At 69.5% G+C, this 16144-nt stretch carries 16 protein-coding genes, 1 tRNA gene and 2 pseudogenes; 4 read left to right on the top strand and 15 right to left on the bottom strand.

Annotation, left to right across the window (positions count from 1 at the left end; all coding sequences use genetic code 11):
• Positions 1-35: 35 nt before the first annotated feature.
• Positions 36-590, bottom strand: a complete 555-nt coding sequence (locus E4A48_RS18220; protein WP_052235128.1) for a lysophospholipid acyltransferase family protein — start codon at positions 588-590, stop codon at positions 36-38.
• Between the two features lie 51 nt (positions 591-641).
• Complete coding sequence (gene arfB, locus E4A48_RS18215) at positions 642-1073, bottom strand: alternative ribosome rescue aminoacyl-tRNA hydrolase ArfB (RefSeq protein WP_038234330.1); 432 nt, start codon at positions 1071-1073, stop codon at positions 642-644.
• 105 nt (positions 1074-1178) lie between these two features.
• On the opposite strand from arfB, the gene E4A48_RS18210 reads away from it, so the two are divergent.
• The gene (locus E4A48_RS18210) at positions 1179-1757 is read left to right on the top strand and encodes a DUF2059 domain-containing protein (protein ID WP_409976384.1); all 579 of its coding nucleotides are present in this window, start codon (positions 1179-1181) and stop codon (positions 1755-1757) included.
• 385 nt (positions 1758-2142) lie between these two features.
• Here the strand turns inward: E4A48_RS18210 and E4A48_RS18205 are convergent, their stop codons facing one another.
• The 3 genes from E4A48_RS18205 to E4A48_RS18195 form a co-directional block, all read right to left on the bottom strand.
• A complete protein-coding gene (locus tag E4A48_RS18205) occupies positions 2143-3798 on the bottom strand; it encodes a M28 family metallopeptidase (protein ID WP_039006378.1) in 1656 nt (551 codons plus the stop codon).
• 149 nt (positions 3799-3947) lie between these two features.
• Positions 3948-4871 carry an MBL fold metallo-hydrolase gene (locus E4A48_RS18200; protein WP_058195883.1) on the bottom strand — a complete coding sequence of 308 codons (924 nt, stop codon included), beginning with the start codon at positions 4869-4871 and terminating at the stop codon, positions 3948-3950.
• A gap of 282 nt (positions 4872-5153) precedes the next feature.
• Positions 5154-6464, bottom strand: a complete 1311-nt coding sequence (locus E4A48_RS18195) for a tryptophan--tRNA ligase (RefSeq protein WP_039006381.1) — start codon at positions 6462-6464, stop codon at positions 5154-5156.
• Positions 6465-6574: 110 nt separating this feature from the next.
• Between E4A48_RS18195 and E4A48_RS18190 the strand changes: the two genes are divergently transcribed.
• The gene (locus E4A48_RS18190; RefSeq protein WP_142742901.1) at positions 6575-7426 is read left to right on the top strand and encodes a hypothetical protein; all 852 of its coding nucleotides are present in this window, start codon (positions 6575-6577) and stop codon (positions 7424-7426) included.
• Between the two features lie 69 nt (positions 7427-7495).
• On the opposite strand, the gene E4A48_RS18185 is transcribed toward E4A48_RS18190, so the two are convergent.
• The 8 genes from E4A48_RS18185 to birA all read right to left on the bottom strand — a co-directional run bounded on the left by E4A48_RS18185 (position 7496) and on the right by birA (position 12357).
• A complete protein-coding gene (locus E4A48_RS18185; protein ID WP_009574162.1) occupies positions 7496-7711 on the bottom strand; it encodes a CsbD family protein in 216 nt (71 codons plus the stop codon).
• Positions 7712-7910: 199 nt separating this feature from the next.
• Entirely contained in the window at positions 7911-8045 is a 135-nt protein-coding gene (locus tag E4A48_RS18180; protein ID WP_003469322.1) for an entericidin A/B family lipoprotein, read from the bottom strand.
• Positions 8046-8143: 98 nt separating this feature from the next.
• The gene (locus E4A48_RS18175) at positions 8144-8296 is read right to left on the bottom strand and encodes an entericidin A/B family lipoprotein (RefSeq protein ID WP_039006387.1); all 153 of its coding nucleotides are present in this window, start codon (positions 8294-8296) and stop codon (positions 8144-8146) included.
• 144 nt (positions 8297-8440) lie between these two features.
• Positions 8441-9364 carry an arginase gene (rocF, locus tag E4A48_RS18170; protein ID WP_039006388.1) on the bottom strand — a complete coding sequence of 308 codons (924 nt, stop codon included), beginning with the start codon at positions 9362-9364 and terminating at the stop codon, positions 8441-8443.
• 209 nt (positions 9365-9573) lie between these two features.
• Positions 9574-9649, bottom strand: a tRNA-Thr gene (locus E4A48_RS18165).
• A gap of 135 nt (positions 9650-9784) precedes the next feature.
• Positions 9785-10639: an SPOR domain-containing protein gene (locus E4A48_RS20680; protein WP_185910677.1), complete on the bottom strand. Its 855-nt coding sequence runs from the start codon at positions 10637-10639 to the stop codon at positions 9785-9787.
• Between the two features lie 9 nt (positions 10640-10648).
• Positions 10649-11389, bottom strand: coding sequence for a type III pantothenate kinase (locus E4A48_RS18155; protein ID WP_039006389.1), 741 nt, complete (start codon positions 11387-11389; stop codon positions 10649-10651).
• Positions 11386-12357, bottom strand: coding sequence for a bifunctional biotin--[acetyl-CoA-carboxylase] ligase/biotin operon repressor BirA (gene birA / locus E4A48_RS18150; RefSeq protein ID WP_039006392.1), 972 nt, complete (start codon positions 12355-12357; stop codon positions 11386-11388). The genes E4A48_RS18155 and birA overlap by 4 nt, the downstream gene beginning before the upstream one ends.
• A 161-nt stretch (positions 12358-12518) precedes the next feature.
• Here birA and E4A48_RS18145 point away from each other — a divergent pair, with 161 nt between their 5' ends.
• A complete protein-coding gene (locus E4A48_RS18145; protein ID WP_176717140.1) occupies positions 12519-12791 on the top strand; it encodes a hypothetical protein in 273 nt (90 codons plus the stop codon).
• On the top strand, positions 12758-13546 hold the full coding sequence (locus E4A48_RS18140; RefSeq protein ID WP_052235023.1) for a M90 family metallopeptidase: 789 nt from the start codon (positions 12758-12760) through the stop codon (positions 13544-13546). The genes E4A48_RS18145 and E4A48_RS18140 overlap by 34 nt, the downstream gene beginning before the upstream one ends.
• Positions 13547-13841: 295 nt before the next feature.
• Here E4A48_RS18140 and E4A48_RS18135 read toward each other — a convergent pair.
• Positions 13842-14571, bottom strand: a pseudogene (locus E4A48_RS18135) (DUF1501 domain-containing protein).
• A gap of 45 nt (positions 14572-14616) precedes the next feature.
• Positions 14617-16024, bottom strand: a pseudogene (locus E4A48_RS21660) (DUF1800 domain-containing protein).
• Positions 16025-16144 lie beyond the last annotated feature (120 nt).

The raw sequence follows: 16144 nt of genomic DNA, 5'->3' as shown, positions 1-16144 counted from the left end.
CAGGAACCCCATTCGCATCGACGTGCCGGCACGCCTCACAACGTATCGCGATGCTTGCCGCGCCACGGCCGGTACCAGGTGCGGATCGCGGCGATGTCGGCGTGCATGTCGGCGCTGGTGTGGAACAGCGGGCCGAGGCCGACGGTGCGGCTGGGATAGTCGAAGTACACCGGGAAGATCGGGATCTCGGCGCCGTGGGCGATCTTCCAGAAGCCGACCTTCCACTTCTCCACCCGCTTGCGCGTGCCTTCGGGGGTGATCACGTACCACATGCGCGGCGCCTGCCGGATCAGCGCCACCGCCTGCTCGACCACCCCGCGCGGCGACTTGCGGTCCAGCGGGATGCCGCCGAGCTTGCGCAGCAGCGGCCCCAGCGGCCACCAGAACAGCTGGGTCTTGCCCATCACGCGCACCTCGAAGCCGACCGCGAACTTGACCGCGAAGCCCAGGAACCCGTCCCAGTTGGACGAATGCGGGGCGACGATCATCACCAGCTTCGGCACGTCCGGGAACTCGCCGACCACCCGCCAGCCGGTCAGGCGCAGCGCGGTGCGGCCGAACCAGCGGGCGAGGCGGCTGGGCTTGACCATCGGCATGTTCGGGGTTGCGGGTGGCAACGAAAAATTGCGTTCGCTCAAAAGTCACTCCCAGCGGCCGGGCGAACGGCCGCGTTTGATCTGGCTGCGCTCGCGCTTGGCGTCCAGGCGCCGCAGCTTGGCGCCATGCGAGGGCTTGGTGGCGATGCGCCGCTTCGGCACCGACAGCCCGGCGGCGATGAACTCGGCCAGGCGCTGGCGCGCATCGTCGCGGTTGCGGTCCTGGGTGCGGAAGCGCTGCGCATCGATCACCAGCACGCCTTCGGCGGTGATGCGACGGTCGCGCCGCGCCAGCAGCCGCGCACGCAGCGGCTCCGGCAGCGACGGCGAGCCGGCCAGATCGAAACGCAGTTCCACTGCGGTGGAGACCTTGTTGACGTTCTGCCCACCGGCGCCGCTGGCGCGCACGAAGCGCTCGACGATTTCGGTTTCCGGAATCGCCAGGCTGCTCGAAATGTGGATGGCCCCATGACTCATCCGCGAATTGTAGGGCATCTGCCAGATGGCTTGGTTTTCCGAGGCCCGCGACCGCGACATGAAGACGCGGGCCGGCGCCGACGGCGAGGCCACGACGATTCCCGTATCCTGGCCGCCGGCCATAGCCTTGCAGGACGCTCGATGAACCCGACCCCGCTGCTTTCCCGCCGCTGGCCGCAGCGCCTGCTGCTGGCCGCGCTGCTGGCCCTGGCCGCAATCCCTGCGCTGGCCGAACCGCCCAGCGACGGCGACATCAACCGCCTGCTGTCGGCCTCGCGCGCGCAGAACATGCTCGACAGCATGCTGCCGCAGATCCAGGCGATGCAGCGCCAGCAATTCGCGCAGTTGACCGCGCAGCGCCCGCTCGACGCGGCGCAGCAGCAGAAAGTGCAGCAGATCCAGGAGCGCACCCAGGCCACCGTGCGCAAGGCGCTGTCGTGGCAGGAAATGCGCCCGCTGTACGTGAACCTCTACAAGCAGTCGTTCTCCAGGCAGGACGTGCTGGCGATGGCCGAGTTCTACGAGAGCCCGGCCGGACAGAGCATGCTCGACAAGACCCCGCAGCTGATGCAGAACCTGATGGGCACGATCCAGCAGAAGATCACCCCGCTGTTCGCCGACCTGCAAAAGGACCTGGAGCAGACCGTCAACACGCCGCCGCCGGCACCGGCGAAGAAGCCCTAGCCGGCGGCCCTGCTCGCTGCAGGAGCGGTTTCACCGGGACGAGCGAAGCGACTGGCGCTGCACTCGCGGCAGAGGTCTGAATCGAAATGTCCCGACCCCACCTGGAAGCTCGGATCGCGCAGAAGACACCGTCGGAACGACTCCGGGTGGCGTCAGGTTATCCCTCGTCGCGATGGGGCTCACCGGTCATGCCAGTCGCGGCTGAAGCTGCTCCTACACTGCCTGCGGATCGCCTGCGGATCGCCTGCTGGGTGCACTGTAGAGCGGCTTCAGCCGCGATGCGCGAAGTCGGGAACTGCACCGCCCTCAGACGCTGTCGGTACGAAAAGAGCTTCTCCTACGGTTTCCCCGGCAAAGCAACGCCCGCGCCGCACCCACCCCACACTCAGCGACGCACTGACTCGCTCGCGTCGCGCGCCGGCTTGAATTCGGAACCGTCGTCCCAGCGCGGCCATTCGCGGCTGTCGGCCAGACGCTGACCCAGGTCGTACAGCAACAGCGTGTCTGCGGCATGCCCAGCCGGATCCCACGAGTCGCTCCAGCGATCGCAGGGCTGGTGGTAACAGTCGGCGAAATAGCGGTCGCGGATCGCCTTGCCTGCCGCAACGCCACCCTCGCGCTTGTCCAGCCCCGGCCCCACCGTGATCGCCGGCACCCCGGCACGGGCGAAGGCGAAGTGGTCGGCACGGTAGAAGAAGCCCGCCTCCAGGTTCGGATCCGGCGAATAGGCGCGGCCGCGCGCCTGCGCCGCCGCGGCCAGGTCGCGCTCCAGCGAGACCCGTCCGCGGCCCCATGAGGCGATGTCGCCGGTGGCGCCGTCGGGGCTGAACATCTCGCTGTTGATCACCGCCACGGTGGTCGCCAGCGGCGCCAGCGGATGCGCGGCGTAATAAGTCGCGCCGAGCAGGCCCGTTTCCTCGGCGGTGAGCGCGAGGAAGTACAGCGTGCGCTGCGGCCGCGGCCCGGCCGCGAATACCCGCGCCAGCTCCAGCACGCTGGCCACGCCGGTGGCGTTGTCGACCGCGCCGCGGCGGATGCGATCGCCGCTGGCGTCGGCCGCGCCGATGCCGAACGCATCCCAATGCGCCGAATAAATGACGGTCTCGTGCGGATGCGTGGCGCCTTCCAGCTTGGCCACCACGTTGTGGGTGACCACGCGCTCGCGCTTGAGCGCGAAGCGCACCGACAGCGCCGCATCGCCCAGCGCCTGCGGGCGGAAGTCGGCGCGCTGCGCACGCTTTTTCTCCGCCTCGAAATCCAGCCCGGCGCGCTGGAACAGCGACACCGCCAGCGCGCGCTGCATCCAGCCGCGTACCGGCACGTGCTGCGCGCGCGCCTGCGCGTCGCTGCGCTCGATGTCGAACAGCGGCGACAGCCCGGAACTCTTCACCGTGGCCCAGCCATACGCGGCCGGCGCGGTCTCGTGCACGATCAGCACGCCGGCCGCGCCCTGCCGCGCGGCTTCCTCGTACTTGTAGGTCCAGCGCCCGTAGTAGGTGACCGCGCGGCCGTCGAAGGCGCCGGGCTGCGGCGTCTGGAAGTCGGCGTCGTTGATCAGCATCACCGCGATCTTGCCCTTCAGGTCCACGCCCTTGTAGTCGTCCCAGCCGCGCTCGGGCGCATGGATGCCGTAGCCGACGAACACCAGCGGCGCATCCTTCAGCGCCACGTTGCTGCCGGGCCGCAGGCTCTGCAGCACCACATCCTCGCCGTTGACCAGCGCCTGCGCCGCGCCGGCCACGCGCAGCGTCGCCGTCACCGGTCCGTCCACCTGCGCGCGCACCAGCGGCACCGCCTGGGTCCAGCCGCCGTCGTCGCCCGCCGGTTGCACCCCGGCCAGGCGGAATTGCTCGCTGAGATAGGCGATGGTCTTGTCCTCGCCCGGCGTGGCCGGCGCGCGGCCCTCGAACGCATCGGAGGCCAGCGTACGCACATGCCGCTCCAGCGCTTCGGCATCGATGCCGCCACCGGGCAGCGCCTCGTTCGCCGCCTGTGCGGCGCCTCCCATGAACAGGCAGGCGGACAGCAGCAACATGCGCATCGGGTTCACGGCAACGACCTGAAAAAAGCTGGCCGCACAGTGTAGAACGCGACGCCGTCATGAAACAGCAATGAGGCGGATCCAGACGCGAGAAGCGCAGACACACGCTGCTCCCATTCCAGATTCCCCAATTGCCGTTTCCCGGCCCCTCAACGCTCCAGCCAGCAGGCCAGGCCCTGCGCATTGAGCTCGATATCCATCTGCAGCACCCGTTCCACGCCGGCATCGTCAAGCGGGCAGCCATGCAGCCGCGCGCGCTCCAGGTACAGCGCGCCGAGCGCGGCGACCAGGCAGCGATGGCGATCGGAACGCCCGTCGCAACTGCGCGCGATCGCCACCATCGCGTCGAGTTGCTCGAACAGATCCGCCGCCAGCGTGCCCGCCGCGCCGACCGGGCCGTAGTGGGTCAGATACAGCGTCTCCGGCGCATGGCCAAGCATGCGCTGGATCGAGGCGCGCATCGCCTCCGGATCGAACTGCACCGGCGAGGACGTCGGGAGCACGAACGCGCCCTGCGCACTGTCCAGTTCGCGATACGACAGGCCGAAGGTGTCGCCGCTGAACCAGCTGCGGCTGCGCGCGTCCCACACGCACAGATGATGGCGCGCGTGGCCCGGCGTATCGATGCACAACAGTTCGCGCTCGCCCAGCCACAGCCGATGGCCGTCCTCGGCGACGACGACGCGCTCGGCCGGCACCGGCACGATCGTGCCGTAGCTGCGCGCGATCTCGGCTTCGCCGTACACCGCGGTGGCGCCGGCGATCAGCCGCGCCGGATCGATCATGTGCGGCGCGCCGCGCGGATGCACCAGCAGGCGCGCATTCGGCAGGTGCTGCAGCAGCGCACCGGCGCCGCCGGCATGGTCCAGATGCACGTGGGTCACGATCAGCCAGTCCACGTCGCCCGGCGCCAGGCCGGCGCCGTCGAGCGCGGCGAGCATGGCCGGCAGCGAGTGACTGGTGCCGCAATCGACGAAGGCGCCGCGCCCGTGCTCCACGATCAGGTAGGCCGCATCGAACTGCGCGCGCTGAAAGCCGGTGTCGATGAGATGGATGCTGGGGTCGCGTGGCATGGCGCAGGGCGGTGGCTAGGCGAACCTCCATTCTAGGCCGTATGGAAGCCGATGCCAGGCCTGCCGGCTGTGCCCTGGTGTCCCAGCAATCCAGAACGCCCGCGGTCGCCATCGGCACATGCCCTCCTGGCGGACGGTGGCGCCAACCAGCCGTCCTGATGGACCACCGCGATTTTCGGCCATTGTGGGAGAGACTTCAGTCCCGACGCATTACCGCCAAGGCCTCGTCGGGACTGAAGTCCCTCCAACACATCATGGCCAGGCTCGCGGTGTACTCCCGCCTCAGCCCGCGTCGCGCAGCCGCTGCAGCGCGGCCAGCACCGCATCGGCCGGCACCGCCAGGGTCAGTTCCGCGCCGTGCAGCGCATCGGCGTGATCGGCCTGCTTGAGCGCACCGATCACGCGCCCGGCCTCGCGCGGCGAATCGAAACCGCCGCTCTGCAGCAGTAGCGCGCCTTCGCCGTCGAGCAGCTTGAAGTAGAAGCGGCCGTCCTGCTCGCGGTACTGCTTGAACACCGGCAACGCCGATGTGATCAGCACACTCGCCGAAGCTGACGTCTCGATCACGCCCGCTGCCGGCTCGACGACAAGGCTGCGCAGGCCCACCGCACGCCGCAGTTCGGCCAGGAACGGCGTGGCATAGCGCGTACGCAGGCGCTGCGCGTTGTCGCGCAGGATCGCCTCGATCTCGCCCGGGCGCGCCATCAACGCCTCGTAGCGCTCGCGCATCGGCGCGATCTCCGCATCGATACGCGCGAACAGCTGCTGCTTGGCCTCGCCCCAGCCGATGCCGGCGGCGAAGGCTTGCGCGAACGCAGCGGTTTCCTCGGCAGTGGCGAAGGCCTGGTACAGCTGGAACAGCGCCGAGCCATCGGTGTCCTTCGGCGCGCCCGGCGCGCGCGAATCGGTGACGATGGAGAACACGCGCTTCTTCAATTCCTCGCGCGGGGCGAACAACGGAATCGTGTTGTCGTAGCTCTTGCTCATCTTGCGCCCATCCAACCCGGGCAAGGTGGCCACGTTCTCGTCGATCAGCGCTTCGGGCAGGGTGAAATAGTCGCGGCCGTAGACATGGTTGAAACGCTGGCCGAAATCGCGCGCCATCTCGATGTGCTGGATCTGGTCGCGGCCCACCGGCACCTGCTGCGCCTTGAACAGCAGGATGTCGGCGGCCATCAGCACCGGGTACATAAACAGTCCGGCGCTGATCCCGGCATCGTCGTCCTCGCCGTCGGCGCGGTTCTTGTCCACCGCCGCCTTGTAGGCGTGGGCGCGGTTGAGGATGCCCTTGCCGGCGACGCAGGTCAGGAACCAGGTCAGCTCGTTGGTTTCCGGCACGTCCGACTGGCGGTAGAACCACACCTTCGACGGATCCAGCCCGGCCGCCAGCCACGAGGCAGCGATCTCCAGGGTCGAGCGCTGGGTGCGCGCCGGGTCCTGCGCCTTGATCAGGCTGTGCAAGTCGGCCAGGAAATAGAAGCTCTCGATGCCGGGGCGCAGGCTGGCCTGCAGCGCCGGGCGAATCGCGCCAACGTAGTTGCCCAGGTGCGGGGTGCCGGAGGTGGTGATGCCGGTAAGGACGCGGGTGGTCATGCGGGGAATCGACGGCCAGAAGAAAACCCGGCGAGTTTAACCGCTGCGCGGCAACCCCGTTCCGGCGCATGGCGCGTTCAACAGCAGGTTCCTTCCATGGAGTGGCCGTGATGCGCAAGCCCGCCCGCCTGTTTTTCCCGATCCGCCCGATCCGCTCGCTCGGCCAGCTCTCGATCGCCTTGCTGTGCATCGGCCTGATGTGCGGTTTCCGCCCCTGCGCGCCACCGCCCGCGTCCACCGCACCGGTTGTGTTGCGCGTGATCGACCGCGATGCCGATGGCGCCGACCTGCCGCAATACGCGCAGCGCGGCGGGCGCTGGATCGCCGCCACGCCAGGCCACCGCTATGCGCTGCACCTGACCGACCACAGCGACCGCCGCGTGCTGGTGGTGCTGTCGGTGGACGGGGTCAACGCGGTCAGCGGACAGACCGCATCCAGCGACCAGCGCGGCTACGTGTTGGCGCCATGGCAGAGCACCGAGATCGCCGGCTGGCGCAAGTCGCAACGCGAGGTCGCGCAGTTCGTGTTCACCGATCTCGCCGACAGCTATGCCGCGCGCACCGGCCGCCCCGACAACGTCGGCGTGATCGGCATGGCCGTGTTCGACGAAGCGCCGACCATGGTGCCGCAGGCGAGCGTCGCGCAACGCCGCAAGCGCGCGGAGGCACCGATGCCGGCCGCGGCCGCCATGGCCGCCGCGCCGGTGCAGGAACGCGATGCCGCGCAGGGCGAGGCGCAGCGCGTGGGCACCGGCCACGGCGAGCGCGAATGGTCGCCCTCCCGCGTCACCGAATTCGAACGGGCCAGCGACCTGCCGCAGCAGCGCCTGCAATTACGCTACGACAGCCATGCGCGGCTGGTCGCGCGCGGCGTGATCCCGCAGCCGCGGCGGTACCCGCGCGTGGCCGACGTGCCGCAGGCCTTCCCCGGCGACTTCGTAGCGGACCCGCCAGCGTACTGAGCCTGCAGCAACGCGCAAAACGCCGCTGGCCGCATCCGCGGCGTTTCCACGTCAGGCGCAGCGCGCGCCTCAGTCGCGGTATTCCTTGCCCAGCCCGTCCTGGAACGTGCGCACCTCCTTTTCGGCGCGGTCGCGATCCCAGCCATAGCGTTCCTGCAACTTGCCCGACAGGTACTGCGCGTTGCCGGTGGCCACGTCGAAATCGTCGTCGGTCAGATCGCCCCACTGCGCCTTGATCTTGCCCTTGAGCTGGGTCCACTTGCCGGAAATGATGTCTTTGTTCATAGCGTGGCGCTCCTTGGATGTCCGCGGCGATTGCACCGCGTGCACAGCGTTGCGCCGGCACCGTTGCCGATCGATCAATGCACCGTCAACGGCGCATGAGGGCGCTGAAGCGTTGACCGTCAACGCCGGCGGCGATGGCCAAAAGCGCAAAAAAAACGGGCCGGCAAGCCGGCCCGTCTTTCGTCACCGAGCGCTGGGCTCAGTTCTTGGCGGCGTCTTCGACCTTCTCGCCGGCGCTCTTCACGTCCTTGCCGGCACCGGCAACCGTGTTGCAGCCCGACAGCAGGCCCACCGAAAACATCGCCAGCAGCATCCACGCAAAAGTACGCTTCATAGGTCTTACTCCTTCTTGGTCATGGGAACGCGGCGTACGCGCCGCGCTGGGTTACGCATTGGGTCATCGGTCAACGCCAAGCCACTGCGGACAATCGATCAGCACTTGCCGTCTTTGCAGTCGTCGGCCTTGTTTTCCACCTTATCGCCGGCCTTCTGCATATCCTTGCCGGCACCGGCCATGGTGTTGCAGCCAGTCAGCATGCCTGCACAGAACAGGGTCAGCATCGTCAAGGTGAACAGTCGCTTCATTGGGGATTCCTCGCAGTGGATCGGGTCTGGGACAGCGGCGATAGCAATTGCCGAGCTACCGTCTGCCGCTGAATCTGACTTCACGACTGTGGATGTCACGTGAATGAAGCGCCACGACATTCAGCTTTGCGCCGAAAAGCCGCGTCAGTCGCGCATCAGCGTGGACTTGCCGAACAGGCTCTCGACCAGGTCAACCGCCAGTTCGGCGGTCAGATTGCGATGGTCCAGCACCGGATTGAGTTCGACGATGTCCAGCGAGCCCATGCGCCCACTGTCGGCGATCATCTCCATCACCAGCTGCGCCTCGCGGTAGTTGGGGCCGCCGGGCACGGTGGTGCCGACGCCCGGCGCGATGCTGGGGTCCAGGAAATCCACGTCGAAGCTGACGTGCAGGTGGGTGTTGGCATCGACCCCATCCAGCGCCGCTTCCATGGTCCGCTTCATGCCCATCTCGTCGATGTAGCGCATATCGTACACGTCGATGCGGTGCTGCTTGATCAGCCGCTTCTCGTCCGGATCCACCGAGCGGATGCCGATCTGGCGGATCTGCTCCGGGCGCAGCGCCGGCGCGGCGCCGCCCAGTTCGGTCAGTGCCTGCGGCCCCAGCCCGCACAGGCAGGCCACCGGCATGCCGTGCACGTTGCCCGACGGGGTCACCGCGCTGGTGTTGAAGTCCGAATGCGCATCCAGCCACAGTACCCGCAGCTTGCGCCCCTGCTCGCGGCAATACCGCGCCACCGCGGTGATCGAGCCGATGCCCAGGCAATGATCGCCACCGAGCATGATCGGCATGCGCCCGGCGCACAGTTCGGCGTAGCTGGCCTCCATCAGCGCGCGGTTCCAGGCCACCACCTGGTCCAGATGCCGGTAGCCGCCGACCGGGGATTGCCACGGATTGCGCGGACCGTCGAGGTTGCCCAGATCGCGCACTTCGATGCCACGACCGGCCAGCGCCTCGTGCAGACCGGCGATACGCAGCGCCTCCGGCCCCATGCGCGCGCCACGGTGACCGGCGCCGATATCGGTGGGAACACCGATCAGGGACACCGGCAGAAAAGAGGAATTCATGCGGACACGCTCCAGCGAAATAATGTGCACCAGTCTAGCGAGCCGCTTGCAGCGCGACCCGCCGCGGCGCAGCAGGCTAGCGCCGGCGCTATGCGCTGATTGCCGGAAACATACTGGGAGTGCCGCGGCGCGCTTGCACGTGCATGCAGGCAATCGGCATACGGCATGCTGCTGACGCAGTGTGGCGCTGGCTTGTGCGATGCGAAAAGTGGTGCCGCTTGTCCGAATCGAACGGACGACCTACTGATTACAAATCAGTTGCTCTACCGACTGAGCTAAAGCGGCACGAGGACTGTGCTACCCGCGCTGCGGGCCGTCGCAGTCTACCTGCTGGCAGGCCGCTGCGGCAGATCGCGGCGGCGGCGCTGGACCGCGATCCGCGCCGGCCGCACACGACCGAAGCCAACGCAAGGCGGCATTCTAGCGCAGCGTGGCGCAATCCAGCGCGCGTTGCCGCGGCGCGCCGAGGCGCCGGCGCAGCGCCGCGGCCTGCGCCGCGGAGTCGGCGCGCAGGTCCAGCCACCAGCGCGACTGGCCGCTGCCGCCGCTGGGAATCAGGTCGACGTTGAAACCGGCGCGGGCCAGTTCGGCCTTGCGGCGTTCTGCGCCTTCGCGGCTGCGGTACTGGCCCAGGGCGATGGCGTTGCCGGCATCGCCCTCGCGGATCGGGTAGTAGTCGCGGATGCCGGCGGCGACGATGCGATCGACCGCAGCCTTGACCCCGTCCTCGCCGCCGATGGTCGGCAGCAGCACGCGGAAGCTGGTGGCGGCGTCATCGCCGACCTCGCGCAGGCGCGGGCGCGACGCGGCGGTGCCAAGTGCGGCCACGGCCGTCTGGGCGGCAGCGCGGTCGGGATATGGGCCCAGGCTCAGGCAGACCGGCGCGGCGGCAGGATCGGCGGCGGCGGCCACTGCTGCCGCCCTGGGCACCTCGACCGGCACGGACGGCGCCGTGGCGGCAACCGGCGATGCGGTCGCCGGCACCACCGTGCTCGCCGGCGCATCCGCGACGGGTGCGCCGGGGACCACCGTGGCGACAGCGGCCGGCGCGCTGGCGGCGGGGTCGGCCACGGATGGCCCCGCGGCAGCAGCAGTAGGTACCTGGGCAGAGCTCTGTGGTGTGGCCTGCGGCACCTGCACCAATTGCAGCGTCGCCACCCCTGCCGGCAGTGCCGGCAGCGGTGCCGGCGCCGGGGTCTGCGGTTGCGTCGCCCACCACAGCGCGACGCCGAGATTGAGGATGGTCAGGACGACGAGCAGGGCGCGGACGAGCATGCGCCGATTCTACCCGGCACGCCCGGCCGCGGCGTGCGCCTGCGCCCACAGCGCCAACCCGTCCAGCACCAGCGATGGCCGCTGCTCGGCGGCCGGCAACGCGTGCAGCAACGGCGGTGCGCCGCCGCCGTGCAGCAGCAGCCGCGGGCGCCGCGTCAGCAGCGCCTCGCCCCGCTGCAGGCTGCGCTCGATCAGCGCCAGCGCCGCGCCGTCGCAACCGGAGGCCAGCGCATCGGCGGTATCGGCGGCGAACTCGCGATAGTCGCCGCCCTCGGCCGGCAGCTGCGCCGCCCGCTGCTGCAGGGCCTGGCGCATCGTGGTCGGCGACGGTGCGATGCGCCCGCCGTGGTGCAGGCCGTCGCGATCGAGCAGGTCCAGGGTCAGCGCGGTGCCGACCCCGACCACCAGCACGTCGCCCCCGCCGTGCGCGGCGAGCAGCGCCAGGAAGCGGTCCACACCGAACTTGTGCGGCTGCGCATAGGCGATGCGCACGCCGGCGCAGACCGCCTCGGTGCGCGCCACCTGCACCTGGGTGAAGCGGGTGCGCAAGGCATCGAGCACCGTCGCGGTCAATGCCGGCGCGGCGACGCTGGCCACATAGGCGCTGTCGCCGCGCGGCAGCGCCGCCACCGCCGCCGCGTCCATCGCTTCGGCGCCATGCGGCCAGGCTTGCACGACGCCGGGATGGCCACGCTCCAGCGCGGCGAACTTGAAGCGCGAATTGCCCAGGTCGAACAACCAGTCGCTCATGCCGGCCTCACGCTGACTTCGCCGGCATGCAGGGCGCGCTCGCCATCGGCGAAAGCCACCCGCAATGCGCCGTCGTCGGCCAGCCCCAGCGCCACGCCCTCACTGGCGACGCCACCCTCGTCGATGCGGATCGCGCGCCCGGCGAGCAGGTCCAGCGCCGCATAGCGCGGCAGGAACGGCGCCAGGCCCTGCGCGTCGAACAGCGCCAGCGCCGGTAGCAGGTGCGACAGCACTGTGGCTGCGATCGCGTTGCGCGAGACCTCGGCGCCGGTGCCGGCCAGCGTGGCCAGGTCGGTCCACGGCTGGTCGATGCTGGCGGCGCTGGCCACCGGCATGCGCACATTGAGGCCCAGGCCGATCACCGCGCGCGCCGGCCCGGCGAACTCGCCGCCGCCTTCGACCAGCAAGCCGCCGAGTTTGTGTCCGTCGGCGAGCAGGTCGTTCGGCCATTTCAGCCCAACCGTGGCGAAGCCGGCCGCGCGCAGCGCCTCGGCCACGGCGACGCCGGCGGCCAGGCTCAGCCCGCCCAGCCGCCCCAGCCCGCCGTCGAAGCCGCGCGCCACCGACAGGTACAGATGCGCCGCCAGCGGCGAGGCCCAGACCCGGCCGCGGCGGCCACGGCCGCCGGTCTGGCGCTCGGCCAGCAGCACCTGGCTGCCGCGCGGCGGGGCCGGCCGCCCCAGCAGCGTGCTGTTGCTGGAGGCCAGGCTCCAGGCGATTTCCAGCCCGGCCAGTTCGGCGCGCGCCGCCGGCGCCAGCGCGGCGCGGATACGCTCGGCCTCGAGCAGTTCCAGCGGCCTTGCCAGCCCATAACCCTCGCCGGCGCGGCCGTCGATCTCCACCCCGGCCGCGCGCAGGCCCTGGATGCGCTTCCACACCGCCGCCCGGGTCAGCCCGAACGAACGCGCCAGGGCGTCGCCGGAAAGGCGGCCCTGGCTGAGCCGGGCCAGTAGTTCGCGCTCGTCCACGCCGGTTCCATCGCCTCGTTTCAATCCACACGCCCCTGAAGACGTGATTCGGAACGCAAAAGTATGCGGGAAGCGCCGGCCCAGCGCCCAGCGCCGGCCCCGCAGCGGGTGAAAACCGCGTTAGAATCGCGATTCACCGCCGCTCGCCCTGGATGCCGACGATGCGCCGCTTCCTGCCGTGCCTGATCCTGCTGTTGCTCCCACTGGCCGCCGCCCAGGCGTCCGAAGCATTGGCGAGCAAGCAGCGCAACGACTGCGTCTATACCGACGCGACCGACGCGGACGCCGTGCAGGCGCGCCCGGCCTCCACGGCGCGCCCGGCCTCCGCTGCGGCCAAGCCGGCGGCGCCAAGCGGCGGCGGCAGCGACAGCGACCTGGTGCCGCGCCTGCGCATGCCCAAGTGGCACAGCTTCCTGCCGGGGATGTTCCGCTGATCTCACGCTGGTTGCGCTGGCTGCGGCAGGCGCCGGTTGCGATCGACGACACGACCTGGCAGTTGGTGCGGCAGCGCTGCGCGTGGGTGGCGGCACTGGATACGCAACGCGAGCACACACTGCGCGCGCTGGCCGCGCACTTCCTGCAACGCAAGACCATCTCGCCGCTGGACGGGCTGACCCTGAACGCGGTGCAGCGCACCGTGCTGGCCGCGTTGTGCTGCCTGCCGTTGCTGGAATTTGGTGCCGACGGCCTGCGCGGCTGGTCGCAACTGCTGGTGTATCCGGATGCGTTCCGCGTGCAGCGCAGCCACGTCGATGCGGCCGGCGTGCTGCACGAATGGGAAGACGAGCTGATCGGCGAATCCTGGGACAGCGGCCCGCTGATCCTGTCCTGGGCCGACGTGCAGGCCGACCTGGACGACCCCCGCGCCGGCTACTGCGTGGCGGTGCATGAGATGGCGCACAAGCTCGACGTGCTAGACGGCGCGCTGGACGGCACGCCGCCGCTGCCGCGCGACTGGCACCGGCGCTGGGCCGCGGATTTCCAGCGCAGCTATGACGCGTTCTGCAAGCGCGTGGACCGCGGCCGCGCCAGCGAGATCGACGCCTACGCCGCCGAGGCGCCGGAAGAATTCTTCGCGGTGGTCAGCGAATACCACTTCTCCGCGCCGGAGCGGCTGCAGCGCGAGATGCCGGAAGTCGCCGCGCACCTGGAGCGGTTCTACGGCCGTTCTCCGTTCGCGGCGGCGTAAGCGCGACATGAAGTGCGCATGCGGCGATCACCGCATGGGGAGTGCCCGGCAGGAGTGGTTTCAACCGCGACAGCTGCAGCGAGAACCCCTCCGGCTCCGGATGCTGTCGGGACTGAAGTCCCTCCCACCATGCACCCCGCCGGCTCGCTGCAAGCCATTGATGTGGGAGCGACTTCAGTCGCGACGAACGGAGCGGTAGACCTCACTGCATCGAACGGCATCGACGCAGAGACCCCTCACACCGTGCACCCAGCCGGCGCGCCGTTGTTCCTGCAGCAATGCCATACCGCACACTTCACACCAGTTGCAGATCCCGCGCGTGCGCCTGCGGAAACAGCTGCTGCAATTGCGCGGCGACAGGCGCCACATGCGGCTCAGCAGGCCGGCGAACAGGTCGCGGAGTTGGGCGACACCGGATAGTCGCGATCCTGGAACAGCGTGTCCTTGCTCACCACGACCTGCTCGCCGGCGATGCGGCCGCCGTTGACCGCGCCGCCCATCACCCAATACGTGGTGCCGTGGCCGTGGTGGGCGCCCTTGTCGCCGTTCTCGCGGAAGGTGCGGCCGAACTCGGACAGCACCGCCACCACGGTATTGCGCCATTCCGGTCCCAGCGCCCCGGCATAGGCAGCCAGGCCCTCGGACAGGTTGCCCGGATTGGTCGCCAGCGGACCATCGATGCTGTCCTGGGTTTCGAAATGGCTGCGCGACAGGTCGTCGGTACCGGCGAACGGCACGAACGCGAGCTGCTTGGCGTTCCACCTCGGCGGCAAGCTGTCGCGCAACCGCCGGTTCAGGCCCCACTGCGCGTCCAGCGCGATGGCGCTGTTCAGGTTGGCCGGATCCGGCCGCGCGATCGCCAGGGTCGGCCGCGACGCATAGTAGAAATCGCTGGCTTAGAGAATCAGCAGGTTGTTGCTGTCGTAGCCGCAGGGCAGGAACACCACCAGCAAGCGCGGCGATGGCACCAGCGCGGCGGCGGCGAACAGGAAGTGGCGACGGTGCGTGGCAGGGACCTCGGTGATCGCTGGACGCAGCGCCGAGCGCGGCGCCCAGCGCTATGGGCCGGATCAGCAGTAATTGAAGTCGGGCGATGCCAGCGGGAACGCTTTCCACTCCTGCTGCGAGCGCGCCTGCGCCAGCGCCTTGCGGGTAGCATCGCCGAGCTGCGGCTCGATCGCCTGGTAGTACAGCGGCGTGGCAGTTGCGGGAAACCGCCGCGCAGCGGTCCGTGGCTGGTGAACAACTGGTTGTTGCCGCCGCCGATCGCGCGCGCGATCGGCCCGGAACTGTTCCAGGCGCTGGACTGCAGCGGCCAGCCGTCGGACCTGATCCGTCCGTAGCTCGGCTCGCCCATCTGGCTCCGCCAGCCCAGCAGCGGCAGCGGATTGACGATGGTCTGCCCCTCGTAGGCCAGGCGCAGCGACGACACCAGCAAGCGGTACCGATCCTTGAACTTGTGCGTCGCCTCGGCGGCCATTTCCCGCGCGGCGAACAGCACCTGCAGCACGGCGGCGATGTCGCCATCGATGTGCTGGAAGGTGCGCGCCATCTTCTCCACCAATGCCGGCGGCGGATCGTCGGCGACGAACTATTCGGCCAGGAGCCGCGACACGAAATGCGCACACGCCGGCTGGCGCACGATCAGCTGTACCGCGCTCGACCTCGTCGAAACCGCCGCCGGCGATGCGCTGGCCGAGCAAGGTCTTGTCGCCGGGCTGGTGCCGCGCCCGATTGAATTCGAACGTGCCGCGGCGCAGGTATTGCACCTGCTGCGGCGGCAGCAGCTTCGGCGGCGCATCGCGGCTGGGCGCGGCGATGCCGACGCCGGTGAGGATCAGCGCCAGTTGCTGCACGTCGTGCTGGCTGTAGCCGCTGACCACGCCCAGCGTGTGCAGTTCCATCAGTTCGCGCGCGTAGTTCTCGTTGACTCGGAGAACTTGCCCAGCGCGTGCGGGCGGATCGCGTTGTCGGTGTAGTCGGCGACGGTCCAGTGCAGGCAGCCCTTGTCGGCGAACACGCTGAAGTGGTTGCGCCAGCAGCGCATCGGCGCGCTGTTGCAGCGCCTTCTTCGCCGCAACCTTGGCATCGCCGCCGGGTATCGCCGATTTACGGCTGGCGCGTCTACAGCTCCTTGAGCAGCTCCTGTAACGGCATATGCACCGCCTCGTAACTATCGAGCGGCGCGCGCACCGGCGCAGGCGCGGCCGCGTCGCCGCGGGTGGCCTGCAGCGGATCGTTCAGGAAGCGCTTGCGCCCATCGTGCTGCAGTTGCGACCCGCTGGCGCTGTCCAGGCCGGTGGTCATCGATTGCAGCCAGCGCGCATCGTCGCGCTCGAGCACCTTCTGGCTGCCGGCGATGGCGGCCACGGTGAACAACACCAGCAACAGCGCCAGCAGCAGCCGCTGCGCGGTGCGCAACGCACGCAGTCCATGCACGCGCAGACGCACTACAGGACGATGCAGGGGCTCGGGCATGCGGCGCTCCTTGGACGGAAAGACCGGGTGTCACAACCAATGCAGTATCCGCGTCTGTGTACGCCAGGGGTTAAGCGGATGTCGGAAGCCCACCCGGCGTTTGCGCGGGATTCACCTGAA

The organism is Xanthomonas translucens pv. cerealis (assembly GCF_006838285.1).
Taxonomy (GTDB): Bacteria; Pseudomonadota; Gammaproteobacteria; order Xanthomonadales; family Xanthomonadaceae; genus Xanthomonas_A; species Xanthomonas_A cerealis.
The sequence above is the reverse complement of the archived record's forward strand: the minus strand, read 5'-3'. Positions and strand labels throughout refer to the sequence as shown.